This window comes from Microbacterium sp. NPDC008134 (genome assembly GCF_042957055.1).
GTDB lineage: Bacteria > Actinomycetota > Actinomycetes > Actinomycetales > Microbacteriaceae > Microbacterium.
In genome coordinates this window covers 1,588,822-1,612,453 of the sequence record NZ_JBIBHO010000001.1, presented here as the reverse complement: position 1 = coordinate 1,612,453, position 23,632 = coordinate 1,588,822, and the positions used below count along the sequence as shown (strand labels likewise).

The window sequence follows — 23,632 nt, the reverse complement described above, 5'->3', positions numbered from 1 at the left end:
GCGATCGGCTCAGCCGTGCGCCGGGGCCGTTTCCCGGCATCCACCGCCGAGCGGAGAATCGGGTGTCAGACGTCAGCCGTGCAGGAGAAGTGAGCGTCCCCGCTCACTCACCGTCGAGCGACAGTTCCTGGGGAAGCTCGAACTCGCGACGCTGGAGCTCCTCGACGTTGACGTCCTTGAACGTCAACACGCGCACGGCCTTCACGAATCGATCTGCGCGGTAGATGTCCCACACCCACACATCGCTCATCGAGATCTCGAAGTAGAAATCGTGCTCGGTGTCGCGCCGCACGACGTTGACCTCGTTCGCCAGGTAGAACCGGCGCTCGGTCTCGACCACGTACTGGAACTGCGAGACCACGTCTCGGTACTCGCGGAACAGCGCGAGTTCGAGTTCGCGGTCGTAGTCGTCGAAGGCTTCCTCATCCATGGTGGTTCCATCCTAGGGTCGCGAACGCCCGGGTGCGGCACTGCCCGAGCGCGGCAACGTCCGGACGTTCAGAACAGGGCGGGCGCATCGGCGATCGCCCACGACGCGCGATGCAACGGGGAGAGCCCGAGAGTGCGGATCGCCTCCCGATGCTCGGTGCTGGCGTATCCCTTGTTGCGATCCCACTGGTACTGGGGGTAGTCGGCGTGAAGATCCGCCATGTGCGCATCGCGCGCGACCTTCGCGATCACGGACGCTGCCGAGACGGAGGCGCAGTCCCGATCGCCCTTGATCACCGGACGCACGTCGAGCACCGAGTGGTGCACGGCCGAGAGGTAGTCGTGGTTCCCGTCGAGCAGGACGACCGCTCCTGCCGTCGACGTCCCTTGGGCGACCACGGCGTCGACCGCGCGCGAGGCGGCGAGGCCCAATGCGCGGATGATGCCGACCTCGTCGACCTCCGCGGCGCTTGCCCATCCGACCGAAGAGGCTCGCACCCATGCGGTCGCACGCTCCGCGACATCGGGGCGCCGGCGCTCCGTGACGAGCTTGGAGTCCCGAAGCCCTTCGGGCACACGGCGCCGCGCGCCCGCGGCATCCATCACCGCCGCGCCGACCGCCACCGGTCCCGCCAGGGCTCCACGACCGACCTCGTCGAGGGAGATGATCACCTCTCTGTCGGCGAGGATCCGCCGCTCGAGCGCCAGGGTCGGGGCGATCGGAGTCATTCCTCGTCCGGAACGCTGTCGAAGGCCTGGTGGTGCCCGTCGATCGCCCCGATCCGACCGAACGGCCACGTCGTCAGGAACGCCTTGCCGACGACGTTCGAGACGGGCACGAATCCGCCGCTGGGAAGCTCCTGGTGCGCTCGCGAGTCCCGCGAACGCGTGCGGTTGTCGCCGAGGAGCCAGAGCGAATCGTCGGGGACGACGACATCGAAGGGCTCGTTCGACGCAGCCGTGTTGCCCTCGGGGAGGTTCAGGTAGTCGAGCTCGTCGATCGGGGCGCCGTTGATCGTGATCTGTCCGAGCGCGTTGCAGCACACCACGTGATCGCCGGGGAGCCCGATGATGCGCTTGACGAGGTGGTCCTGCGAATCGGAGGCGGAGATTCCGATGAACGTCAGGATGCCGTCGATCGCCTGCACGAGCGGAGGCGATGCCGGTGGCTGCGGCTGGTCGCCGAGCCATCCTCCCGGGTCCTGGAACACCACCACGTCTCCGCGTTCGTACCCCGCCCACCGCGGCGTGAGCTCGTCGACGAGGATGCGGTCGTTGACCATGAGCGTACGCTCCATGGATGCCGACGGGATGTAGAACGATCGCACGATGAAGGTCTTGACCACGAAGGAGACGAGCGCGGCGATCAGGATGATGATCAGCACATCGCGCAGGAAGACCAGCAGTCCGCGGCGCCGCCTCGTGCCCGTGGCGGGCGCGGCGGAGGGTTCAGAGGTCATCGGCATCCTTCGTCAGTCGTGCGTGCCATCGAGCGGCAGTATCAAGGTTCGCATACCGGGCAGAAAACACAGCACCCCAGGACGTCGTGTCCCGGGGTGCTGTGGAGATGCGTCGACTCAGCGGTCGCGCTTCTCCTTGATCTTCGCCTTCTTGCCACGCAGCTGACGCAGGTAGTAGAGCTTCGCGCGACGCACGTCACCTCGGGTGACGACCTCGATGTGGTCGATCACCGGGGAGTGCACCGGGAACTTACGCTCGACGCCCACCTGGAAGCTGATCTTGCGGACCGTGAAGGTCTCGCGCACGCCGTCGCCCGAGCGGCCGATGACGACGCCCTGGAAGACCTGGATACGCGAGCGGTTGCCCTCGGTGATGTTGACGTGCACCTTGACGGTGTCACCGGGGAAGAAGTCCGGGATGTCCGAACGGAGGGAAGCCGCATCTACGGCGTCGAGGATCTGCATGATCGTCTCTCTCTGCACTCGCCTCAGGTCGCATGCATGGTGGAAGGAACAAGAATGGGTGTGCACCGTACGGGGCCGAAGCATCCGCGGGTTCCCCTGAGGCAGAACCGGTCACGGCACAAGCATCCATTCTGCCATGGATGCCTGCCGCAGCCAAAACACGCCGTCAGGCGAGCGGGTCCTTCTCCTGCACGATGATGACGTCGCGCGGACGCGGCTCGGCCACGGAGTCGTCGGAAGCCGGGAACGAGGACCACGCGATCGTCTCGCGGAATCGTGTCCCGCTCACCTTCGCCTCGCGCCAGAGCTGCCATCCCTGCAGCCAGACGAGCGCGATCCCGACGACCACTGCGCCGGTCAGCACCCACGGGAAGGCGCCCGGGATGAAGCATCCGACGGCGATCGTGAGTCCGTGCCAGAGGGTGAACCCCGCCACATCCCACCAGGACACGGCGCGGTCGGCGCGCACCGATGGACGCGAGCGGGTGAGAAGAGTGAGGAGGAGCTGTCCGAGGAACACCGAGGGGATCGCGATGAACAGCACCCAGAGGATGGCCCATCCGCCCTGGAACACGCCCCACCCGACGAGGAGCCACAGGGGCAACAGGAAGGCCGCCGGCAGAAGCCAGCGGAAGAACGCCTGACGCAACCACATGCTCCGATGGTATGCCGGTGGGAGACGTCTCGCACGGCTGTTCGCTCTGAGCGCGGCGACGACGGGTCCGCTCGGATCGGGGAGAATGGACGAGGACGAGAGGACTCCCCCGAATGATCGAACTGCGCACCCCTGCCGAGATCGACGAGATGCGTGCCGCCGGCCGCTTCGTCGCGGAAACGCTGGCTACGTTGCGCGCCGACACGAAGGTCGGGACCAACCTCCTCACCATCGATCGTCGTGCCCACGACCTGATCCGTCAGCGCGGTGCCGAGTCCTGCTACATCGACTACCACCCGTCCTTCGGCGCCAGCCCGTTCGGGAAGGTCATCTGCACATCGGTGAACGACGCCGTGCTGCATGGACTCCCCCACGACTACACGCTGCGCGACGGCGACCTCGTCTCACTCGACTTCGCGGTCTCCGTCGACGGATGGGTGGCGGACTCGGCCGTGTCATTCGTCGTCGGAACGCCGCGTGACGAGGACCTCCGGCTGATCGCAACGACGGAGCGTGCGCTCGACGCCGCGATCGCCGCCGCGACCGTCGGCAACCGCATCGGCGACATCTCGGCATCCGTCGCGACCGTCGCCCACGGCGAGGGCTACTCGATCAACACCGACTTCGGCGGCCACGGCGTGGGCCGCACCATGCACGGCGACCCCCACGTGGCGAACGACGGACGCGCCGGACGCGGATTCCCGCTCCGCGACGGCCTCGTACTCGCGCTCGAGCCATGGTTCCTCGCGACGACCGATGAGCTGGTCACCGACCCCGACGGGTGGACTCTGCGCAGTGCCGACGGCTCCCGCGGCGCGCACTCCGAGCACACCGTCGCGATCACCGCGGAAGGACCGATCGTCCTGACCGATCGGTCGTTCCTCGGCGTCGACTGATCGGTCGCGGCAGGCCTGCTCAGTCGGCGTCGTCGGGGAGCAGGTCCGGCCGACGGGCACGCGTGCGCTCGAACTGCTGCTCACGGCGCCATTGCGCGATGCGCGCGTGGTTGCCGCTGAGGAGCACATCGGGCACCTCGCGCTCGCGCCAGATCGCCGGCTTCGTGTACGAGGGGTACTCCAGAAGGCCGTCCTCGTGCGATTCCTCGACCAGGCTCTCCGGATTGCCGACGACCCCCGGGACCAAGCGCCCGATGGCTTCGATCATGGCCATCGTGGCCACCTCGCCGCCATTGAGGACGTAGTCGCCGAGGCTGATCAGGCGTACTTCGCCGAGCGCCGCGGCGTACTCGAAGACCCGTTCGTCGATGCCCTCGTAGCGGCCGCAGCCGAAAACGATGTGCTTCCGCGTCGCGAGGTCGCGTGCGGTCGCCTGCGTGAAGACCTCACCGGCCGGCGACGGGAAGATGATGGTCGGGCGCTCGGATGCCCCGGCGACCTCATCGAGAGCGAGGCCCCACGGCTCCGGCTTCATGACCATGCCGGCACCACCGCCGTACGGGGTGTCGTCGACGGTCCGGTGACGATCGGAGGTCCAGTCCCGGAGGTCGTGGAGGTTGAGGTCGAGGAGGCCGGCGTCACGCGCCTTGCCCAGCAGGGAGAGCGTGAGCCCGTCGAAGTACGACGGGAAGATGGAGAGGACGTCGATGCGCACGGGAGTGACCTCTCAGCCGCTACTCGGCCGCCGGGGAATCCTCGGCAGGACCCGACTCCTCGGGCACGGACGATTCGTCATCGGCATCCGGAAGCTCTTCGAAGAGCCCGGCCGGCGGCGTGACGATCACCCGACCCGCAGTGACGTCGACCGTCGGCACGATCGCCGACACGAACGGCACCATGACCTCTTTGTCGCCGGCCTTGACGATGAGAAGGTCCTGCGCGGGGAAGTGCTCGACGCGCTGGACGCGTCCGATCACCAGATCGTCGCGGACGACGTCGAGGCCGACGAGCTGGTGGTCGAACCACGCGTCGTCCTCGGTCTCGTCGACGTCCTGATCGATCCAGAGGATGGCGCGCACGAGGCCTTCGGCGGCGGTGCGGTCGTCGACGTCCTCGAAGAAGGCGACGGGGTTGCCGTTCATCACCCGGTACTCGCGCACGGTGATGGTCTTGCCGTGCCACGGAGATGCCTCGGGCACCTGCAACGTGAACTCGGCACCCGTGACGAAACGACGCTCCGGGTTGTCGGTGTACAGCTCGAGTTTGAGTCCGCCCTTGAGGCCGTGGGCCTTCACGAGGCGCCCCACCCGGAGCTGGTTCTTGCCCTGCTGCGTGTCCTGCGGCACCACGTCAGTCGTCCGCGACATCGACGCGCACGCGACGGCCGTCGGCGAGGGCGGCGACGAGCGTACGGAGTGCCTTGGCCGTGCGGCCGCCGCGCCCGATCACGCGTCCACGGTCATCGGGGTGCACGCGCACCTCGAGGAGATCGCCTCGCGGCGAGGTGGAAGCGGTGATGTGCACATCCTCCGGGTGATCGACGATCCCCTTGACGATGTGTTCGAGCGCGGCGGCGAGCACGACGGATTACTCTGCGTCGGCGGCGGGAGCCTCAGCGGCCTCCGCGTCGGCGTCGGCGGCGGGAGCCTCCTCAGCGGGAGCCTCCACCTTCTTCTCCGCCTTGGGCTTGACGACGGACTTCTTCGAGGAGTCGGCCTCGAAGGCGGCCTTCGGCTCGGCGACCTTGAGGGTCGACTTCGCGTCGGCGTCGCCCTTGAACTTGCCCCAGTCACCGGTGATCTTGAGGATCGCGGCGACCTGCTCGGTCGGCTGCGCGCCGACGGAGAGCCAGTACTGCGCACGCTCGGAGTCGACCTCGATGAACGAGGGCTCTTCGGTGGGGTGGTACTTGCCGATCTCCTCGATCACGCGACCATCGCGCTTGGTGCGCGAGTCGGCGACGACGATGCGGTAGTACGGCGCACGGATCTTGCCCAGGCGCTTGAGACGAATCTTGACAGCCACGATTCTCCTGAATTGTGTGGAAGGAAACGAACTGATCGCCTGGAGAGTGGGGTGCACATCCGGCGGAAGCTCAAAGGGAGGACGGATGCTGGATAGAGGGTCGAGCATGCCGTCCGACCCTCTATTCTGCCAGATGCCGAGCCCGGGCGCGAAACGTGAGGACTCGCGCTTTGTCGTGTCGTACCGGCCGCGTGCCAGAATGTGCACGTGACGCTCGAGTTCGCCCCGTCAGCCCGCTCCACCGTCGGCCTGGAGTGGGAGATCATGCTCGCCGATCCGGCATCCGGGGATCTGACGGGACGGGCGCCCGAACTCCTCGATGTGCTCGAAGAGCAGAGCGCGAGCGAGCGCCACACCGTCACCGGCGAGCTGCTGACCAACACGATCGAGGTGACGAGCGGCGTCGGCCGATCCGTCGCTCATGCCGTGGATGACATCGCCCGCGCGATCTCCGCCGTGCGTGAAGCCACCGAGCCCATCGGGATCGAGTTGCTGTCGGCCGGCAGCCACCCCTTCGCACAGTGGTACGACCAACAGGTCACCGACAAGACGAGGTACCACACGCTCATCGAGCGCACGCAGTGGTGGGGACGCAACATGATGATCTGGGGCATCCACGTGCACGTCGGTGTCGACGATCACCGCAAGGTCTTCCCGATCATCAACGCGCTCACCGCCTACCTTCCTCATCTGCAGGCGCTGGCGGCATCGAGTCCGTTCTGGGCCGGGGAGCGCACGGGATACGCGTCCAATCGTGCACTCGTGTTCCAGCAGTTGCCGACCGCCGGACTCCCCTGGCCCCTGCACGACTGGGCGCAGTTCGAGTCCTATCTCGAAGACATGGTGCGCACCGGCGTGATGAAGGATGCCTCCGAGGTGCGATGGGACATCCGCCCCGCACCCCGCTGGGGCACGATCGAGGTGCGCGCGTGCGACGGCATGTCGACACTGCCGGAGCTCGCGGCGGTCGCGTCGCTCGTGCAGGTGCTCGTCGAGCACTTCTCGCGAGAGCTCGACGAGGGGCGCCCCCTTCCGACCCTGCCCTCGTGGTTCCACCGCGAGAACAAGTGGCGTGCGGCACGCTACGGACTCGACGCGCGGGTGATCGTCGACGATTCCGGAACGCAGCGCGACGTGAGGGATCACCTCGCCGAGACCCTCGATGAACTCGCCCCGGTCGCGCGATCGCTCTCCTGCGAGAGGGAGTTCGCCAGCGTCGCCACGATCCTGCGCGACGGGGCGAGCTACGCCCGGCAGGTGGCGGTCGCGGATGCCGCCGACGGCGACCTCGGCGAGGTCGTGCAGCACCTCATCCGGGAATTCCGCTCCGGCCCGGAGGCATCGACGAACGAGGCCTGATCTCTTCAGTCCTCCGCCAGGCGGCGGGCCAGCCCCTCGTCGAGCACGACGTCGGTGATCAGATCCGCGGCGATCGCGGCGCGGACACTGGCGAGCTTCGGGACGCCGGACACGACGCAGACCCTCCGGGGAACGCGGCGCAGCCGATCGAGCGTCGGACCGGTCGCCCGGGCGTTGAGTCGAATGTCCTTCCAGGATCCGTCGGCGCGGAAGAAGACGGTCGCCACGTCGCCGATCGCGTGATCCTCCCGCAGACTCCGATAGTCCTCGCGGCCCAGATAGCCCCCGACGTAGACACGACTGGGCACTTCGGCTGCCGGCGATCCGAGACTGAAGACCGCGATGTCCATCTTCGATTGCAGGTCGAGGACGCGTCGCGTACTCCGCTCCCGCCACATCGCCTCCCGCGTAGCCGGGTCGTCGAAGAATGCGGGCACGGGGAACTGCTGCACCTGTGCGCCGAAGGCGCTGCCGAACCGTTGCAGGATGTCGCTGGAGTAGTCGAGCCCGCTGGTCTGGGTGTTGCCCGCGCCGTTCAACTGCACGAATGTCGTGTTGTGCGTCTCCTTCTGGGTGAGGCCACGGCTGACCGCACTGATGGTCGACCCCCACGCCACGCCGACCACCATGTTGGACTCGACGAACTGCGACAGCAGCCGCCCCGCGGTCAACGCAACCCGCTCCAGACGTTCCACCTCGCTCACGATCTCCGGCATCGGCACGACGTGCGCGACGATCCGGTGACGATCGCGGATCCGCTGCTCGAGCATCCCCAGTCGCTCGAGCGGCGAATTGATGCGGATGTCGACCAGACCGCTCTCCCGCGCGTAGCTCAGCAGACGCGAGACGGACGAACGAGAGGTTCCCAGTTCGCGGGCGATGACCTCCATCGTCTTGTCCTGCATGTAGTACAGCTGCGCAGCGGTGAGCGCGGCGACCAGCTTTCCGTCCCGCGGATGTGCACTGTGATCTGCCACGGCGGCCTCCTCGCCCTCGATCCTTGCACATATGTGCACTGGGCTTGCGCACAGCGGACGAGAGGTCGATGCTGGGGGCAAGCAAGGAAGCGAGCTCGAGAATGATCGAATCGACACACTCATCTGCAGAGCGCGACGACGTACGCGCGCTCCGTGAATCCGGACGTACGACGGTGCTGCTCATCGGCGGCGGCATCAACGGAATATCGACATTCCGTGACCTCGCCCTCCAGGGCGTGGACGTCGTCCTCGTCGAACGCGGCGACTTCGCCTCGGGCGCCTCGGCGGCGTCGAGCCACATGATCCACGGCGGCATCCGCTATCTCGAGAACGGCGAGTTCCGTCTCGTACGCGAGTCGGTCGAAGAGCGCAACGGTCTGCTGCGCATCGCGCCGCATTACGTCAAGCCCCTCCAGACGACGATCCCGATCTACTCCACGTTCTCGGGCATCCTGTCCGCGCCGTTGCGTTTCCTCACGCACAAGAGCGGCAAGCCCCAGGAGCGCGGCGCGTTCCTCATCAAGATCGGTCTGACGATCTACGACACCTTCTCCCGCGACGGCGGCAGCGTCCCGCGCCACCGCTTCCTCGGGCGCAAGCGCTCGCTCGCCGAGCTTCCGGCCCTCGACCCGAACATCAAGTACACGGCCACGTACTACGACGCGTCGATGCACGATCCCGAGCGCCTCGCGCTCGACGTCCTGCAGGACGGCCGGTCCGCGCACCCCGGTGCGCACGCCCTCAACTACGTCGAGGCGATCGCCCGCGACGGCGAGAACATCGTTCTCCGCGACCGCGAGAGCGGCACGGAGTTCACGGTGAAGGCCGACGTCGTCGTCAACACCTCCGGCCCGTGGACCGATCTCACGAACGACGCTCTGGGAACCGACACGCGTTTCATGGGCGGCACCAAGGGATCGCACATCGTGCTCGACCACCCGGAACTGCTCGCAGCCACGCGTGGGCGCGAGATCTTCTTCGAGCACTCCGACGGCCGCATCGTGCTGATCTACCCGCTCAAGGGCAAGGTCCTCGTCGGAACGACCGACATCGACGCTGATCCGCGCGAGGTCGCCGTGTGCACCGAGGAAGAGGTCGACTACTTCTTCGACCTGATCCACCACGTGTTCCCGCAGATCGCGGTCGACCGCGAGCAGATCGTGTACCGGTTCTCCGGCATCCGCCCGCTCCCCCGCCACGAGGACACCGCACCCGGCTTCGTCTCGCGCGATTACCGCATCGAGGTCGACCGGAAGGGCGCCGTTCCACTCGTGAGCCTGGTCGGCGGCAAGTGGACCACCTTCCGTGCACTCGGCGAGTCGCTGTCGGACGTGGTCCTGGGTCTGCTGAACCGGACCCGCACGGTGTCGACAGCCGGCCGTGCGATCGGCGGCGGCCGCGACTTCCCGCGCACCGAGAAGGCGAAGCGCATCTGGATCCAGGAGAACCTCGCCGGCGCCGGAGACCGCGCCGAGAAGCTCCTCGCGCGCTACGGCACCCGCGCCGCCCAGGTCTGGGAGTACGTCGAGCAGGGCCCGGACGCACCGCTCGCCGGCGGCGACCTCTCCACTCGCGAGCTCGAATGGATGGTGCAGAACGAGCTCGTCGCCCGTCTCCAGGACGTGATCCTGCGTCGGACGAGCATCGCGTTCACCGGCCATGCCGACGCCGAGGTGCTCGATGAGATCGCCGACGCGCTCGCGCCGCTACTGGACTGGGACCGCGCGAGGCACGATGCTGAACTCGAACAGACCCGCCAGCTGCTGAACGAGCGGCACGGCCTCGACATCTCGTCCCGCACCCGCGGCTGACGAGAAGGAACCGTCGCCTCCCCGCGACGTAACCCAAGAAGTGTCACGGCAGGGATGACGTGACACGTAAGAAAGGTCAAAGAAGACATGCCTGATGTCAATCTCGGTCTCTATTTCCTGTCGGAGTTCGTCGGTACGGCGATGCTGGTCCTCCTCGGATGCGGTGTCGTCGCCAACGTCGCCCTCGCCAAGAACAAGGGCTTCGGCGGCGGCTTCCTGATGGTCAACTGGGGATGGGGCCTCGCGGTGTTCGCGGGTGTCATCGTCTCGGCGTACTCGGGTGCGATCCTGAACCCGGCCGTGGGTATCGGCCTGGCGATCGCCGGCAAGATCACCTTCACGATGTTCCTCGTCGCCACCGCAGCTGAACTGCTCGGTGCGATCCTCGGTGCGATCGTCGTCTGGCTCGCTTACAAGCAGCACTTCGACGAGGAGCCGGAGGCCGCCAACAAGCTCGGCGTCTTCTCGACCGGCCCCGCGATCCGCTCCTACGGCTGGAACCTCGTCACGGAGATCATCGGAACGTTCGTCCTCGTGTTCGTGATCTTCGGATTCGCCGACTACGGCGACATCGAGGTCGGCGTGCCCGGAGGCCTCGGACCGCTCACCGCACTCCCCGTCGCGCTGCTCGTCGTCGCCATCGGCGCCTCGCTCGGTGGACCGACCGGCTACGCGATCAACCCGGCCCGTGACCTCGGCCCCCGCATCGCGCACGCGATCCTCCCGATCAAGGGCAAGGGCTCGAGCGACTGGAGCTACTCCTGGGTGCCGGTCGTCGGACCGCTCATCGGTGGTGCGATCGCGGCCTTCGCCGCTCCCGCACTTCTCGGCCTCGCCGCCTGACGCCACCCGAATCCCACTTCAAAGGAGAACACACAATGGCTGACTACATCCTCGCCATCGATCAGGGAACCACTTCCAGCCGCGCGATCATCTTCGACAAGAAGGGCAGCATCATCGCGACGGGCCAGAAGGAGCACGAGCAGATCCTGCCGAAGGCCGGCTGGGTGGAGCACGATGCCTCCGAGATCTGGCGCAACGTGCAGGAGGTCATCGGCCTCGCACTGAGCCGCGCAGACCTCACCCGTCACGACATCGCGGCGGTGGGCATCACCAACCAGCGCGAGACGGCCGTCGTCTGGGACAAGACCACCGGCACGCCCGCCTACAACGCGATCGTCTGGCAGGACACGCGTACGCAGGACATCGTCGACCGCCTCGCGGCGGACGGCGGCGTCGAGCGATTCAAGCCGATCGTCGGTCTTCCCCTCGCGACGTACTTCTCGGGCACCAAGATCGCCTGGATCCTCGAGAACGTCGAGGGCGCGCGCGAGAAGGCGGAGGCCGGGGATCTCATCTTCGGCACCACCGACAGCTGGGTGCTCTGGAACCTCACGGGCGGCGTCGACGGCGGTGTGCATGTGACCGACGTCACGAACGCCTCGCGCACGATGTTCATGGACCTCGAGACGCTCGAGTGGCGCGACGACATCCTCGAGGCGTTCGGTGTGCCGCGCTCGATGATGCCGGAGATCCGCTCCTCGTCCGAGGTCTACGGTGCGGCAGAGGACTCCTCGCTGCTTCGCGAGACCCCGATCGCGGGCATCCTCGGCGACCAGCAGGCCGCGACCTTCGGACAGGCCGCGTTCCAGACGGGTGAGAGCAAGAACACCTACGGAACGGGATGCTTCCTCATTTTCAACACAGGCGAGGAGATCGTCCACTCGAAGAACGGTCTGCTCACCACCGTCGGCTACAAGCTCGGCGACGCTCCGACGCACTACGCGCTCGAGGGCTCCATCGCCGTCACCGGATCGCTGATCCAGTGGTTGCGCGACCAGCTCGGCATCATCTCCTCCGCCCCCGAGGTCGAGGAGCTGGCCGACAAGGTCGAGGACAACGGCGGCGTGTACATCGTCCCCGCGTTCTCCGGACTGTTCGCCCCGTACTGGCGACCGGATGCCCGCGGAGCCATCGTGGGTCTCACCCGCTACGCGAACAAGAACCACATCGCGCGCGCCGCGCTGGAGGCCGTGGCCTTCCAGACCCGCGACGTGCTCGACGCGGTCAACGCGGATGCGGGCGTGGATCTCACGGAGCTCAAGGTCGACGGCGGCATGGTCGCCAACGACGCGCTGATGCAGTTCCAGGCGGACGTCCTGGGCGTGCCGGTCGTCCGACCGGTCGTCGCGGAGACGACCGCTCTCGGCGCCGCGTACGCCGCCGGTCTCGCCGTCGGTTTCTGGAGCGGTCTCGACGACCTGTCCGCCAACTGGCAGGAAGACCGCCGCTGGGAGCCCACGATGGAGGGCGACGAGCGCGACCGCCAGCTGCGCCTGTGGCGCAAGGCCGTCACCAAGTCGATGGACTGGGTCGACGAGGACGTCAAGTAACGCAGCATCACCACGTGAGGGCGGGTTCGGAGATTATCTCCGGGCCCGCCCTTTCGCCGTTCCCGCACCCGATCAGTCGTCGGATGCCGAGTGCGCGGCTGCTTCTCGCTCGAACACCGCCAGCAGTGCTCGTGCGACCCGACGCGGCGATTCGCGATCCCACGCCACGTACTCCGTGCGGCGCGGACCGTCGACGACGTCGATGGCGCACACACCCGCGAGCCCTTCGGGGATCACTCCGGGGGTGAGAAGCGCGATCGCGAGGCCGCCGGCGACGAGCCCCAGCATGATGCCGGCCGTGTCGACCTCGAATGCGACGTCGCGGTGGACGCCCGCATCGCTGAACGCCACGTCGGTCTGCGCCCGCCCCGAGGTCCCTGCAGGAAAGTCCACGAACGTCTCTCCGGCGAGATCCTTCAGGCGCAGCTTCTCGCTCGTCGCGAGGCGGTGTGCTGCGGGAACCACCACGCGATGGTGCTCGGACGCGATCTCCCGGTACCCGACCCCCTGCGGAACCGACCCGACGCGCAAACCGAGCAGCGCCACGTCGAGATCACCGCGTCGCACCTTCGCGGCGAGGGCGTCGCTGTTGCCCATCTCCAGTTCCACGCGTACCGCCGGGTGCGCCGCACGGAACGCCGAGAGGAGGGCGGGAACACCCACGGCGGCGACGGTCGGGATGATGCCGATGCGCACGGTGCCCGCGAGCATCTCGGGATCTGCGGCCACCGCGTCGCGGGCGCGCTCCGCGGAGTCGAGCGCGCTGCGAGCATGCGGGAGGAGTGCTTCGCCCACCTCTGTCAACCGGACGTCGCGACTCGAGCGCACGAAGAGCCGCTGCCCCAGCTCCCGTTCCAGAGCTGCGATCTGGTGACTCAGCGCGGATTGCGTGACGAAACATCGCTCGGCCGCTCGGGTGAAGCTCAGCGTGGCGGCCACCTCGACGACGTAACGCATCTGCTGCAGTTCCACCCGACCATGATCGCATGTCATGCAAATCATGAGATGGATGCGTTGGACTCATCTGAGTAAGGCGATCAGGCTGAGGTGATGCCTCGATTCCGCCTCCTCCTCCTCACCGCTCTCGCACCCATGGCGTGGGGGACGACGTACCTCGTCTCGACGGAGATGCTGCCGCCAGGGCATCCGCTCTTCGCTGGACTGTTGCGCTCGCTCCCCGCCGGACTGATCGCGATCGTCTTCGCGCGCTCCCTCCCGCGCGGCGCGTGGTGGGGTAGGGCCCTGGTGCTCGGGGTCCTCAACATCGGCGCGTTCTTCCCCCTGCTCTTCCTCGCCGCCGAACGTCTCCCCGGCGGAGTGGCCGCGGCCGTCGCCGGCGCGCAGCCGCTGATCGTGCTCGCGCTTGGGGCACTGGTCGTGCGGGAGCGCATCCGCCCTCTCTCGGCGATCGCCGCGTTGGCGGGTACGGCGGGGGTGGCTTTCATCGTGCTCGGCCCGGCGTCCGAGCTCGACTATTGGGGAGTCCTCGCGGCCCTCGGCGGAGTGACGGCGACCGGCGCCGGAATGGTGCTCACCAAGCGCTGGGGCCGACCCGAGGGCGTGGGCCCGGTCGGATACGCCGGATGGCAGCTCTCCGCCGGCGGACTGGTGCTGCTGCCTCTCACGCTTCTGCTCGAGGGCGTACCGCCGACCATCGATGCGACGGCCGCGCTCGGTTATCTCTGGCTCGCGACCGTCGGCGGCCTGTTCGCCTACACGCTGTGGTTCCGCGGCATCCAGCAGCTCCCGGTGATCGCGCCCGGACTCCTCGCGCTGCTGTCGCCGGTCGTGGCGACGGTTCTCGGTGTCGTCGTGTCCGGCGAGACCTTCACGGCGGCCCAGGGCATCGGGATCGCCGTGGTACTCACCGCGTTGATCGGTGGCCAGGTGGCGAATCGACCCGGGCGAGCCGTCAGCTCTTGCCGAACAGCTTCTGGATCTCGGCGAGATCGGCCTCGGTCGGCGCTTTCGCACCGCCGCCCAGGCCGAAGCCCGAACCGGTCGGCTGTGCGGTAGCGACCGCTCCGGAGTTCTCGGCAGCACGCTTGGCCGGGTTGCCCGAGCGGGATCCGCCCGAGGACTTGCCCTTCTTGCCGCGCTTGGACGATGCCCCGGGACGCCCCATCCCGGGAACCGGCCCCATACCGGGGATGTTCGGGGTGCCGCCGCGCGCGACGGTCTTCATCATCTTCGCGGCCTGGTCGAACCGGGCGACGAGCTGGTTCACGTCGGTCACCGTCATGCCCGAACCCCGCGCGATGCGCAGGCGGCGCGAGCCGTTGAGGAGCTTCGGGTTGCGGCGCTCCCCCGGCGTCATCGAGCGGATGATCGCCTCGGTGCGGTCGATCTCGCGCTCGTCGAAATCGTCGAGCTGCTGCTTCATCTGGCCCATGCCGGGAAGCATGCCCAGCATCTTCTTCATCGAGCCCATCTTCTTCATCTGCTGAAGCTGCTCGAGGAAGTCTTCGAGGGTGAACTGCTCGGTCGCGAGCTTCTCGGCGACCTTCATCGCCTCTTCCTCGTCGAACGCCTGCTGCGCCTGCTCGATCAGGGTGAGGATGTCACCGAGATCGAGGATGCGGCTGGCCATCCGATCCGGGTGGAAGGGCTCGAGATCCTCGAGGCGCTCACCGGTCGAGGCGAAGATGATCGGACGGCCGGTGATCGATGCGACCGAGAGCGCGGCACCACCGCGCGCATCGCCATCGAGCTTCGAGAGCACGACACCGGTGAAGTCGACACCCTCCTGGAACGCCTTCGCCGTGTTGACGGCGTCCTGACCGATCATCGCGTCGATCACGAACAGGACCTCGTCGGGCTGCACCGCGGCGCGGATGTCCGCCGCCTGCTTCATGAGCTCGGCGTCGACGCCGAGACGTCCGGCGGTGTCGATGATCACGACGTCGTGCTGCTGTCGACGCGCGTGCTCGACGCCGTCGCGCGATACCTTGACCGGATCCCCGACGCCATTGCCCGGCTCGGGGGCGTAGACGGTGGCTCCGGCCTGCTCGGCCACGACCTGCAACTGGTTGACGGCATTCGGACGCTGGAGGTCGGCGGCCACGAGGAGAGGCGTGTGCCCCTCGCCCTCGAGCTGCTTGGCGAGCTTGCCGGCGAACGTGGTCTTTCCGGACCCCTGGAGTCCGGCGAGCATGATGACCGTCGGAGCCGTCTTGGCGAACTGCAGCCGGCGCTGTTCGCCGCCGAGGATCTGCACGAGCTCCTCGTTGACGATCTGGACGACCTGCTGGGCAGGGTTCAGAGCCTTGTTGACCTCGTCACCGAGCGCGCGCTCGCGCACCTTCGCCGTGAAGTCCTTGACGACCGCGAGCGCGACGTCGGCATCGAGCAGCGCGCGGCGGATCTCGCGCACGGTGCCGTCGACATCGCTCGCGGTGAGTTTTCCCTTCGTGCGCAGATTGCGGAAGGTCTCGGTGAGCCGATCGGAAAGCGTGCCAAACGTAGCCATGGTGCTCCGATTCTACGCGAGTCGGTCGCGACGGATCGTCGGCTCGACCCGGCTGTTCGGATCAGCGCGACCAGCGGAGATCGCCGATGACGTCGAGCGCCTCTCGCAGCACGCTCTCGGGAGCGGCGCGCCCCGCCCCCTGCTCCGCCCAGACGCGCAACGACGAGAGTACCGCGGCGGCATACGCTGCTCCGAGGATATCGGCGCGCACCTCGCCGATCCCCGAGGTCCGCGCCGCCCGCGCGATCGCCGCAGCCAATCGCGCCTGGCGCACGCCCACATCGCGCGGGAGCTCGTCGTCGAGACCCATCGCAGCGACGTTGCGCAGCGCGAGGGCCAGCGGGTCGGGGGCGAATTCCCGCACCGCGTCGAGCAGGATCCCGCGAACGTCCGCGTCGCTCGCGCCTCGGCCGAGAGCATCGAGAGCCTCGGATGCCTCGTCGATGCGAGCGTCGAGGCCCGACCACAGCACGTCGCCCTTCGAGGTGAAGTAGTTGAAGAAGCTCGACCTGCTCACGCCCGCCCGTCGGGTGATCTCGGCGATCGACGTCGACTCGTATCCCTGTTCGAGGAAGAGCTCGCACGCGGCCTCGGCGAGCGTCTCCCGGGACGACGCCTTCGGGCGTCCGGCACGACCGGTGGACTTCATGCCCTCACGCTACCGCGCCGCGCCGGTGCGTCGTCGCTTCCCTCTCAGGGCGTATTGTTGGACGCGTTCCAAAAATACGCCGACGGGAGATCGGATGCTCGACATCGTGACGGCCGGACTCGCTCCGGATCTCGTTCCCTACGCCCACGGCTGGGACCTCCAACGACGGATCCACACCGACGTCGTCGACGGCACTCGCCCCGACACGCTGATCCTGCTCGAGCACGAAGCCGTGTACACCGCCGGCAAACGCACCGAACCGCACGAGCGTCCCGCCGACGGAACGCCCGTGATCGACGTCGACCGCGGGGGAAAGATCACCTGGCACGGCCCGGGGCAACTCGTCGGGTACCCCATCGTCCGACTCGAGGAGCCGCTCGACGTCGTCGCCCATGTACGACGCCTGGAGCAGCTGCTGATCGACATCCTCCGACCCCTCGGTGTCGACGGCTACCAGGTCTCCGGCCGCAGCGGTGTCTGGGTGCGGCGCCCGCTATCCGAGGACAAGGTGGCGGCGATCGGCGTCCGTGTGCAGCAGGGCGTGACGATGCACGGGTTCGCGCTCAACTGCGACAACTCGCTCGCGGGCTTCCGCGACATCATCCCGTGCGGGATCACCGACGCGGGCGTCACCACGATCAGCGAGATCGTGGGGGCGGACGTCTCCCCCGCCGATGTCCTCTCCTCCGTGATCCGCACCTTCGCCACCGAGTACACAGGAGTCACCGCATGACCGCTGTTCCCGAGGGGCGCAAGCTCCTCCGCCTCGAAGTACGCAACGCCGAGACGCCGATCGAGCGCAAGCCCGAATGGATCCGCACCAAGGCGAAGATGGGCCCGGAGTACACCGCCCTGCAGTCGCTCGTGAAGAGCGAGGATCTGCACACGGTGTGCCAGGAGGCCGGGTGCCCCAACATCTTCGAGTGCTGGGAGGACCGCGAGGCAACGTTCCTCATCGGGGGCTCGCAGTGCACGCGCCGTTGCGATTTCTGCCAGATCGACACCGGCAAGCCCGCCGACTACGACACCGACGAGCCGCGTCGGGTCGCCGAGAGCGTGGTCCGGATGAACCTCCGCTACGCGACGGTGACGAGCGTCGCACGCGACGATCTGCCCGATACCGGAGCCTGGCTCAACGCCGAGACGGTGCGCAAGATCCACGAGCTCAACCCGAACACCGGTGTCGAGCTGCTGGCCAACGAGCACAACGCCGACCCGGCCTTCCTCGGCCAGATCTTCGACGCCCGCCCCGAGGTGTTCGCCCACAACGTCGAGACCGTCCCGCGCATCTTCAAGCGCATCCGTCCGGCGTTCCGCTACGAGCGCTCACTCGATGTCATCACGCAGGCGCGGAACGCCGGCCTCATCACCAAGTCGAACCTCATCCTGGGCATGGGCGAAGAGCCGGAGGAGGTCGTCCAAGCGCTGCAGGACCTGCACGAGGCCGGGTGCGACATCATCACCATCACGCAGTACCTGCGCCCGTCACCGCGCCATCTCCCGGTGGCACGGTGGGTGAAGCCTGCGGAGTTCGTGGAGTTCAAGGACGAGGCCGAGCGCATCGGATTCCTCGGCGTGCTGGCCGGCCCGCTCGTGCGTTCCTCCTACCGCGCGGGGCGCCTGTGGGCGCAGTCGATGGCGTCGAAGGGACGCGAGATCCCGGCGCACCTCGCCCACATCGCCGACAGTGCCGACCTCGGGTTCGCCCAGGCGGTCTGAGCGGCAGTCGCCCTCGCAGACCTCGTCGCGTCAGTCCGCGCTCATCACCGACTGCACACTGCCGTCGGATCCGAGATTCACCAGGAGGACGTCGTCGGTCGTGCCCGCGTCGAGCGCGTACTCGAGCACGGCGAAAGGCTCGGATCCTCCGTGCTCGTCGGCGAGGATCGTCATGCTCATCAGGCGGAGGGAGCGGATGATGTCGACGGCGGCGTCGCCCGAAACATCGACGAGGACATCGGGCAGGTCATCACCGTAGGCCTCCTGCTGCTGCAGGATGTACTCGGTCACCTCGCTCGTCCTGTCGTCGACCTCGGACAGCATCCCGCGGCGTGCCGTGCCGTCGACGTTCTCGAGTCCGGCGATCAGCGAGGCGGCGATGTCGAGCGCCTCGGAGGACACGTCGTCCTGATCGGGCGCGGTGAGGTCGACGGTGACACTCTGGTCACCGAGTTCGACCGTCTCCGACCAGAAGATCGATCCGTCCGGCCCTGAGGAGAGGAGCCCGAAGTAGTCGTGTTCGATCGCCATACCGCTATGAAACCAGCCTCATGCTCGCGACGGTAGTCCCGTCGTCATCCGACGAGTGATTGCACGAACACGTGCGGGGTGAATCCGGTCAGATCATCGATACCCTCGCCCTGACCGAGGAGCTTCACGGGGATGCCGGTGCGTTCCTGAACCGCGAGGACGAAACCGCCCTTGGCGGAGCCGTCGAGCTTCGTGAGGACGAGTCCGGTGACGCCCGCATGCTGCAGGAACGACTCCGCCTGCATCACACCGTTCTGACCGGTCGTGGCGTCGAGCACGAGCAACACCTCGCTGATCGGCGCCTGCTTCTCGACCACTCGGCGGATCTTGCCGAGCTCGTCCATCAGACCGCCCTTGGTGTGCAGACGCCCGGCGGTGTCGATGATAGCGATCTCGATCCCCTCGCGCTGCGCGTACTCGATGGTCTGGAACGCGACCGACGCGGGATCCTGCCCTCCCTGCTGCGGCCGCACGATGGCGGCGCCGCCGCGCTGGGCCCAGGTGGCCAGCTGGTCGACGGCCGCCGCGCGGAAGGTGTCGGCCGCGCCCACGACGACACTGCGCTGGAACCCGCGCAGGAACTTCGTGAACTTGCCGATCGTGGTCGTCTTCCCGACACCGTTCACACCCACCACGAGCACCACGGCAGGGCGCTCCGTGAGCTTCAGGGTCGTGTCGAACTTCGCGAAATGCTCCTCGAGCGTCTCTCGCAGCATGCGCTGGAGATCCTTCGGATCGGTCGTACGGTATCGCTCGACCTTCTCCCGGAGCTCATCGACGATCCGCTCGCTGATGTCCGGACCGAAGTCCGCCGTGATCAGCGCGGTCTCGAGATCGTCCCAGGTCGTCTCATCGATCGTGGGCTTGACGAACATGCCGCGCAGCGCGCGACCGAGGGACCAGGACTTCTCCGCCATCCCCCCAGCCTACGGGGCCGGACGCCTGGCCGAGTCCGCCGCCGTCGCCCGGCGATTCGCCGGTCGGTGTCAGCTCGCCGCCGCCGCGCGATCACCCACGCGCTGCCCGACCACCGCGGAGACGCCGTCCTGGCGCATCGATACGCCGTACAGCGCATCGGCGATCTCCATCGTGCGCTTCTGGTGCGTGATCACGAGCAACTGCGAGGTCTCTCGCAACTGCTCGAAGACCGTGAGGAGTCGCCCCAGGTTCGCGTCGTCGAGTGCGGCCTCGACCTCGTCGAGGATGTAGAACGGGCTCGGACGCGCCTTGAAGATCGCCACGAGCAGAGCAACGGCCGCCAGCGACCGCTCTCCGCCCGACAGCAGGGAGAGCCGCTCGATCTTCTTCCCGACCGGGCGCACGGCGACCTCGATCCCGGTCGTGAGCATGTTCTCCGGATCGGTGAGCGAGATGCTCCCCGACCCGCCGGGGAACAGCAGCGGGAAGACCTCGCCGAACGCCTCCTGAGTGTCGGCGAACGCACTCGCGAAGATGGTCTGCATCCGCTCGTCGAGGTCGGCGATGATCGTCATCAGGTCCTGACGCGTCTGCGTGAGGTCCGCGAGCTGCTCGGTGAGGAACGCATGCCGCTGCTCGAGTGCGGCGAACTCCTCGAGCGCGAGCGGGTTCACCCGCCCGAGCTGTGCGAGTTTGCGCTCGGCGTCGGCCAAACGGCGCTGCTGGATGCGCCGATCGAACGGAATGGTCATCTCGGCCTCGATCTCGTGATCGTCCGAGACCTCGGCGACGTCGCGCGGGACGGGCTGATCGGGACCGTACTCGGCGACGAGGATGTCCTCGTCGAGCGCGAGCTCGGACGCGACGCGCTCGAGCAGTCCGGTCAGATGGAGCTTCTTCTCGTGGATCTGCAGCTCGAGGCCGTGCACGCTCTCGGTGAGACCGGCCAGACGTTCGCGCAACGAGGACTCCTGAGCGCGCAGACCGGTGAGCTCCTGGCTCTGAGCGGCTCGAGCCGTCTCGGCCTCGGCCAGCGCCACTCGCGCCTCGGTGACCGATCGGTCGAGCGAGTCGAGCACGCGCGGAAGCTCCTCCGCGACGCCGGCCGCCGCCTCGCGCTGCGCGCGGCGGATCACGGCACGACGCGCGGCTTCGGCCGCGGCATCCCGCTCCTGCTCGCGCTGACGCTCGAGCGCGGTCACCCGCGACTGCGCCGCACGCACGCGCTCGCGAAGCGTCTCGATCTCGAGTCGGGCGCGGACCTCGCCCTCGCGCGCCGCCTCCAGCGCTTCGAGCAGCCCGTCACGCGCCGAGGCATCGAGCACAGGGCGCGGCGCGGAGACGGCACCCTCGAGTGCGTTCTTCGCGGCTTCCGCCTTCGCCTCGGCATCCGCCACCGCCGACTGCGCCTGGGCGAGGCCGGTCTCGAGGCGCTCGCACTCCGCGACCGCGGCCTCGTGACGCACGGTGATGCGGTTCACCTGCTCTGCATGGGTGGCCAGTGCCGCATCCAGTTCGCGCAAGGCGCGCAGGGCGTCCTTCGACTGACGCCGCGTCGTCTCAACGGCATCGTCGGAGTCCTGCCGCGCTTCGCGGAGCGAGTCGACGATCACCTGCACCTCAGCGAGCCGCTCCGTGGCGGCGTCGCGCTCGGCGGCGAGTTCGAGGCGTGAACGCTCTCCTCCCGACCCCGTGCGCAGACTGTGCGCGGTGACGACGTCTCCGCCGACGGTGACGATGGTCGTCGACTCGTCGTCGAGCGCGTCGAGCGCCGCGCGCGCCGTCCGCGCCGCAGCCAGATCGTCGGCGATGACGACGTGCGCGAGGATGCCGAGCACTCCCTGAGGCGCCTCGACCGCCTCCACAGCGGGAGTCACTCCGGCGAGCTGTGGGAGTTCGACCGCGCGTCGAGCCGTCTCGGCCGCCACGAAGTCCACGACTCCGCGGCGCTGGTCGGCCGCCTCGGATGCCAGGGCAAAGGCATCCATCGTCGTGTCCACGAGCACACCCTCTGCCAATGGCCCGAGTACCGCGGCGACCGCCGCTTCGAACCCTGAGCGCACCTGCACCGCGTCGCCGACAAGCCCCCGAATACCCGGACCGCCGGCCTTCACGATCTCGGCAGAACCTCCCGACAGCGCCAGCGCGCTCCCGAGAGCGGCCGCCTTCGCGGTCAGCGAGTCGACCTCGCGCTCGGCGGCATGCAGCCGTTCGCGCAGGGTCTCCCTCTCCGTCTCGGCAGCCGTCGCCGCGCGCTGCGCGCTCTCGTACGCGGCGGAGTACTCCGCCGCCGAACCTTCCGGGGCCTCGGCATCCTCGACCGCCTCGAGCGCCTCGGCGGCTTCACGACGCCGATCGTTCGCGGCCTCGAGCGCATTCTCCTGGCGGAGAACTGCACCGCGCACAGCGGCGAGGGCGGACGCCGCGGCGTCCGCCGTTCCGCGCAACTCCGACAGGCGCATGTCGTACTCCGACACGAGCGCACTCTGCTCGGCGATGTCGACGTCGAGGGTGTCGAGCTCGGCCCGAGCATTCACGACCTCGCGACTCGCCGAGACCGCCGCATCCTGGGCGTCGCCGAGACCGGCCGAGATCTCGGTGATGTCGTCCGTGGCCTCGTCGATCGTCGCCTGCGTCACGGTGACCGCGGTCACGGCGGCATCGTCGTCCTCGGAACCGAGGAGGGCGAGCCGCTGATTCGCGAGCGTGTAGAGACCCCGCATGCGCTCCTGCACCTGCTCGAGCCCGAACGCCACGCCACGCGCCTGATCGACCGCGACGGAGTTCTGATCCTGCTCGAGCCGATGGATGCTCGCTCGCACGGTCTCCGCCTGGTCCGAGAGCACGAGGCGCTCGGTGTGCCGCTCCTTCTCGGTGCGCGTATGGTCGGCCAGCGCCGTGCGCAGAGCGACGACGTCGTCGGCGAAAATGCGCGCTTTCGCGTCGCGCACGACGGCCGCGATCGATTGCGCCTCACGCGCGATCTCGGCCTGACGACCGAGCGGTTTGAGCTGGCGCCGGATCTCGCCGGCGAGATCGCTGAGACGCGTGAGATTCGTCTCCATCGCGTCGAGCTTGCGCACCGTCTTCTCCTTGCGACGACGGTGCTTGAGGATGCCCGCGGCTTCTTCGATGAATCCGCGCCGGTCCTCGGGCGACGCCTGCAGAACCGTGTCGAGACGGCCCTGACCGACGATCACGTGCATCTCACGACCGAGGCCGGAATCGCTGAGCAGTTCCTGCACATCGAGCAGTCGGCAGCTGTCGCCGTTGATCGCATACTCGCTCGATCCGTTGCGGAAGAGCGTGCGGCTGATCGTCACCTCGGCGTACTCGATCGGGAGTGCGCCGTCGCTGTTGTCGATCGTGAGCTGGACCTCTGCACGACCGAGCGGGCCGCGCGTCGAGGTACCGGCGAAGATGACGTCTTCCATCTTGCCGCCGCGGAGGGTCTTCGCCCCCTGCTCCCCCATGACCCAGGCGAGGGCGTCGACCACATTCGACTTACCCGAGCCGTTCGGCCCGACGATGCACGTGACGCCGGGCTCGAAGACGAAACTGGTCGGTTGCGCGAACGACTTGAAGCCCTTGAGGGTCAGGCTCTTCAGATGCATCGGGGCACCGATCGTTCGGGGAGAATCACGCCCATACGTTACCGGAAACCCGCGGTTCGGCCGGGAGACCGCGCGGAGGAACGGGGAGCCCGACACGCGCGACACGCCGTGAAACTGGGAAATTGCTTGACTCTGTGGGCCGACGTTCGCTAACTTGGGCGTCCGACGCCTCAAGAAAGGAGGTTACCGATGATGAACATCCAGCTCACCGCACAGGCCACCGGCCTTGTCGCGCGCGCTTCCGCGCTGCGCCTCGCGCACT

General features: G+C 67.9%; 24 protein-coding genes. 8 read left to right on the top strand and 16 right to left on the bottom strand.

Annotated elements, in window-relative coordinates:
- Window positions 1–103: 103 nt before the first annotated feature.
- The 5 genes from ACFY9N_RS07595 to ACFY9N_RS07575 form a co-directional block, all read right to left on the bottom strand.
- The gene (locus ACFY9N_RS07595) at window positions 104–430 is read right to left on the bottom strand and encodes a DUF2469 family protein (RefSeq protein WP_017204525.1); all 327 of its coding nucleotides are present in this window, start codon (window positions 428–430) and stop codon (window positions 104–106) included.
- A 68-nt stretch (window positions 431–498) separates the two neighbouring features.
- Window positions 499–1,158 (bottom strand): ribonuclease HII, encoded by a 660-nt coding sequence (locus tag ACFY9N_RS07590; protein ID WP_391477818.1) that lies wholly within the window; start codon window positions 1,156–1,158, stop codon window positions 499–501.
- Complete coding sequence (gene lepB / locus ACFY9N_RS07585; RefSeq protein WP_391477817.1) at window positions 1,155–1,889, bottom strand: signal peptidase I; 735 nt, start codon at window positions 1,887–1,889, stop codon at window positions 1,155–1,157. The genes ACFY9N_RS07590 and lepB overlap by 4 nt, the downstream gene beginning before the upstream one ends.
- Before the next feature lie 117 nt (window positions 1,890–2,006).
- Window positions 2,007–2,354 (bottom strand): 50S ribosomal protein L19, encoded by a 348-nt coding sequence (gene rplS / locus ACFY9N_RS07580; RefSeq protein WP_391477816.1) that lies wholly within the window; start codon window positions 2,352–2,354, stop codon window positions 2,007–2,009.
- A 166-nt stretch (window positions 2,355–2,520) separates the two neighbouring features.
- Window positions 2,521–3,009 (bottom strand): MFS transporter permease, encoded by a 489-nt coding sequence (locus tag ACFY9N_RS07575; protein WP_391477814.1) that lies wholly within the window; start codon window positions 3,007–3,009, stop codon window positions 2,521–2,523.
- 113 nt (window positions 3,010–3,122) lie between these two features.
- On the opposite strand from ACFY9N_RS07575, the gene map reads away from it, so the two are divergent.
- Window positions 3,123–3,905, top strand: coding sequence for a type I methionyl aminopeptidase (gene map / locus ACFY9N_RS07570; protein WP_391477813.1), 783 nt, complete (start codon window positions 3,123–3,125; stop codon window positions 3,903–3,905).
- A gap of 19 nt (window positions 3,906–3,924) precedes the next feature.
- Here map and trmD read toward each other — a convergent pair whose 3' ends face one another.
- From trmD to rpsP, 4 genes are read right to left on the bottom strand one after another with little or no spacing between them, the layout of a single operon-like run.
- Window positions 3,925–4,620 carry a tRNA (guanosine(37)-N1)-methyltransferase TrmD gene (gene trmD, locus ACFY9N_RS07565; RefSeq protein WP_391477811.1) on the bottom strand — a complete coding sequence of 232 codons (696 nt, stop codon included), beginning with the start codon at window positions 4,618–4,620 and terminating at the stop codon, window positions 3,925–3,927.
- 19 nt (window positions 4,621–4,639) lie between these two features.
- Entirely contained in the window at window positions 4,640–5,272 is a 633-nt protein-coding gene (gene rimM / locus ACFY9N_RS07560) for a ribosome maturation factor RimM (RefSeq protein WP_391477810.1), read from the bottom strand.
- Window positions 5,256–5,486, bottom strand: coding sequence for an RNA-binding protein (locus ACFY9N_RS07555; protein ID WP_391477808.1), 231 nt, complete (start codon window positions 5,484–5,486; stop codon window positions 5,256–5,258). The genes rimM and ACFY9N_RS07555 overlap by 17 nt, the downstream gene beginning before the upstream one ends.
- Window positions 5,487–5,492: 6 nt before the next feature.
- Window positions 5,493–5,930 carry a 30S ribosomal protein S16 gene (gene rpsP, locus ACFY9N_RS07550; protein WP_391477807.1) on the bottom strand — a complete coding sequence of 146 codons (438 nt, stop codon included), beginning with the start codon at window positions 5,928–5,930 and terminating at the stop codon, window positions 5,493–5,495.
- 207 nt (window positions 5,931–6,137) lie between these two features.
- Here rpsP and ACFY9N_RS07545 point away from each other — a divergent pair, with 207 nt between their 5' ends.
- Window positions 6,138–7,289, top strand: coding sequence for a glutamate--cysteine ligase (locus ACFY9N_RS07545; RefSeq protein WP_391477806.1), 1,152 nt, complete (start codon window positions 6,138–6,140; stop codon window positions 7,287–7,289).
- Window positions 7,290–7,294: 5 nt separating this feature from the next.
- Here the strand turns inward: ACFY9N_RS07545 and ACFY9N_RS07540 are convergent, their stop codons facing one another.
- A complete protein-coding gene (locus ACFY9N_RS07540) occupies window positions 7,295–8,266 on the bottom strand; it encodes a sugar-binding transcriptional regulator (protein WP_391477805.1) in 972 nt (323 codons plus the stop codon).
- A gap of 101 nt (window positions 8,267–8,367) precedes the next feature.
- Here ACFY9N_RS07540 and ACFY9N_RS07535 point away from each other — a divergent pair, with 101 nt between their 5' ends.
- The 3 genes from ACFY9N_RS07535 to glpK all read left to right on the top strand — a co-directional run bounded on the left by ACFY9N_RS07535 (window position 8,368) and on the right by glpK (window position 12,470).
- Entirely contained in the window at window positions 8,368–10,077 is a 1,710-nt protein-coding gene (locus tag ACFY9N_RS07535) for a glycerol-3-phosphate dehydrogenase/oxidase (RefSeq protein WP_391477804.1), read from the top strand.
- Window positions 10,078–10,164: 87 nt separating this feature from the next.
- Window positions 10,165–10,920, top strand: a complete 756-nt coding sequence (locus tag ACFY9N_RS07530) for an MIP/aquaporin family protein (RefSeq protein ID WP_247622605.1) — start codon at window positions 10,165–10,167, stop codon at window positions 10,918–10,920.
- Between the two features lie 35 nt (window positions 10,921–10,955).
- Window positions 10,956–12,470: a glycerol kinase GlpK gene (gene glpK / locus ACFY9N_RS07525; protein ID WP_391477803.1), complete on the top strand. Its 1,515-nt coding sequence runs from the start codon at window positions 10,956–10,958 to the stop codon at window positions 12,468–12,470.
- A 72-nt stretch (window positions 12,471–12,542) separates the two neighbouring features.
- Here the strand turns inward: glpK and ACFY9N_RS07520 are convergent, their stop codons facing one another.
- On the bottom strand, window positions 12,543–13,442 hold the full coding sequence (locus ACFY9N_RS07520) for a LysR family transcriptional regulator (RefSeq protein WP_391477802.1): 900 nt from the start codon (window positions 13,440–13,442) through the stop codon (window positions 12,543–12,545).
- Between the two features lie 78 nt (window positions 13,443–13,520).
- Here ACFY9N_RS07520 and ACFY9N_RS07515 point away from each other — a divergent pair, with 78 nt between their 5' ends.
- The gene (locus ACFY9N_RS07515; protein WP_391477800.1) at window positions 13,521–14,486 is read left to right on the top strand and encodes an EamA family transporter; all 966 of its coding nucleotides are present in this window, start codon (window positions 13,521–13,523) and stop codon (window positions 14,484–14,486) included.
- Here ACFY9N_RS07515 and ffh read toward each other — a convergent pair.
- Together ffh and ACFY9N_RS07505 are read right to left on the bottom strand one after the other, a co-directional pair.
- Window positions 14,383–15,939, bottom strand: coding sequence for a signal recognition particle protein (ffh, locus tag ACFY9N_RS07510; protein ID WP_391477798.1), 1,557 nt, complete (start codon window positions 15,937–15,939; stop codon window positions 14,383–14,385). The two genes, ACFY9N_RS07515 and ffh, sit on opposite strands and share 104 nt — an antisense overlap.
- Before the next feature lie 61 nt (window positions 15,940–16,000).
- On the bottom strand, window positions 16,001–16,588 hold the full coding sequence (locus tag ACFY9N_RS07505; protein ID WP_391477797.1) for a TetR/AcrR family transcriptional regulator: 588 nt from the start codon (window positions 16,586–16,588) through the stop codon (window positions 16,001–16,003).
- Window positions 16,589–16,682: 94 nt separating this feature from the next.
- On the opposite strand from ACFY9N_RS07505, the gene lipB reads away from it, so the two are divergent.
- A complete protein-coding gene (gene lipB, locus ACFY9N_RS07500; protein WP_391477795.1) occupies window positions 16,683–17,321 on the top strand; it encodes a lipoyl(octanoyl) transferase LipB in 639 nt (212 codons plus the stop codon).
- Window positions 17,318–18,307: a lipoyl synthase gene (gene lipA / locus ACFY9N_RS07495; protein WP_391477794.1), complete on the top strand. Its 990-nt coding sequence runs from the start codon at window positions 17,318–17,320 to the stop codon at window positions 18,305–18,307. The genes lipB and lipA overlap by 4 nt, the downstream gene beginning before the upstream one ends.
- Window positions 18,308–18,337: 30 nt before the next feature.
- On the opposite strand, the gene ACFY9N_RS07490 is transcribed toward lipA, so the two are convergent.
- From ACFY9N_RS07490 to smc, 3 genes are all read right to left on the bottom strand, one after another.
- On the bottom strand, window positions 18,338–18,838 hold the full coding sequence (locus ACFY9N_RS07490; protein WP_391477792.1) for a DUF2004 domain-containing protein: 501 nt from the start codon (window positions 18,836–18,838) through the stop codon (window positions 18,338–18,340).
- A 44-nt stretch (window positions 18,839–18,882) separates the two neighbouring features.
- Window positions 18,883–19,755: a signal recognition particle-docking protein FtsY gene (ftsY, locus tag ACFY9N_RS07485; protein ID WP_391477791.1), complete on the bottom strand. Its 873-nt coding sequence runs from the start codon at window positions 19,753–19,755 to the stop codon at window positions 18,883–18,885.
- 69 nt (window positions 19,756–19,824) lie between these two features.
- Window positions 19,825–23,370: a chromosome segregation protein SMC gene (gene smc / locus ACFY9N_RS07480; RefSeq protein ID WP_391477790.1), complete on the bottom strand. Its 3,546-nt coding sequence runs from the start codon at window positions 23,368–23,370 to the stop codon at window positions 19,825–19,827.
- Window positions 23,371–23,632 lie beyond the last annotated feature (262 nt).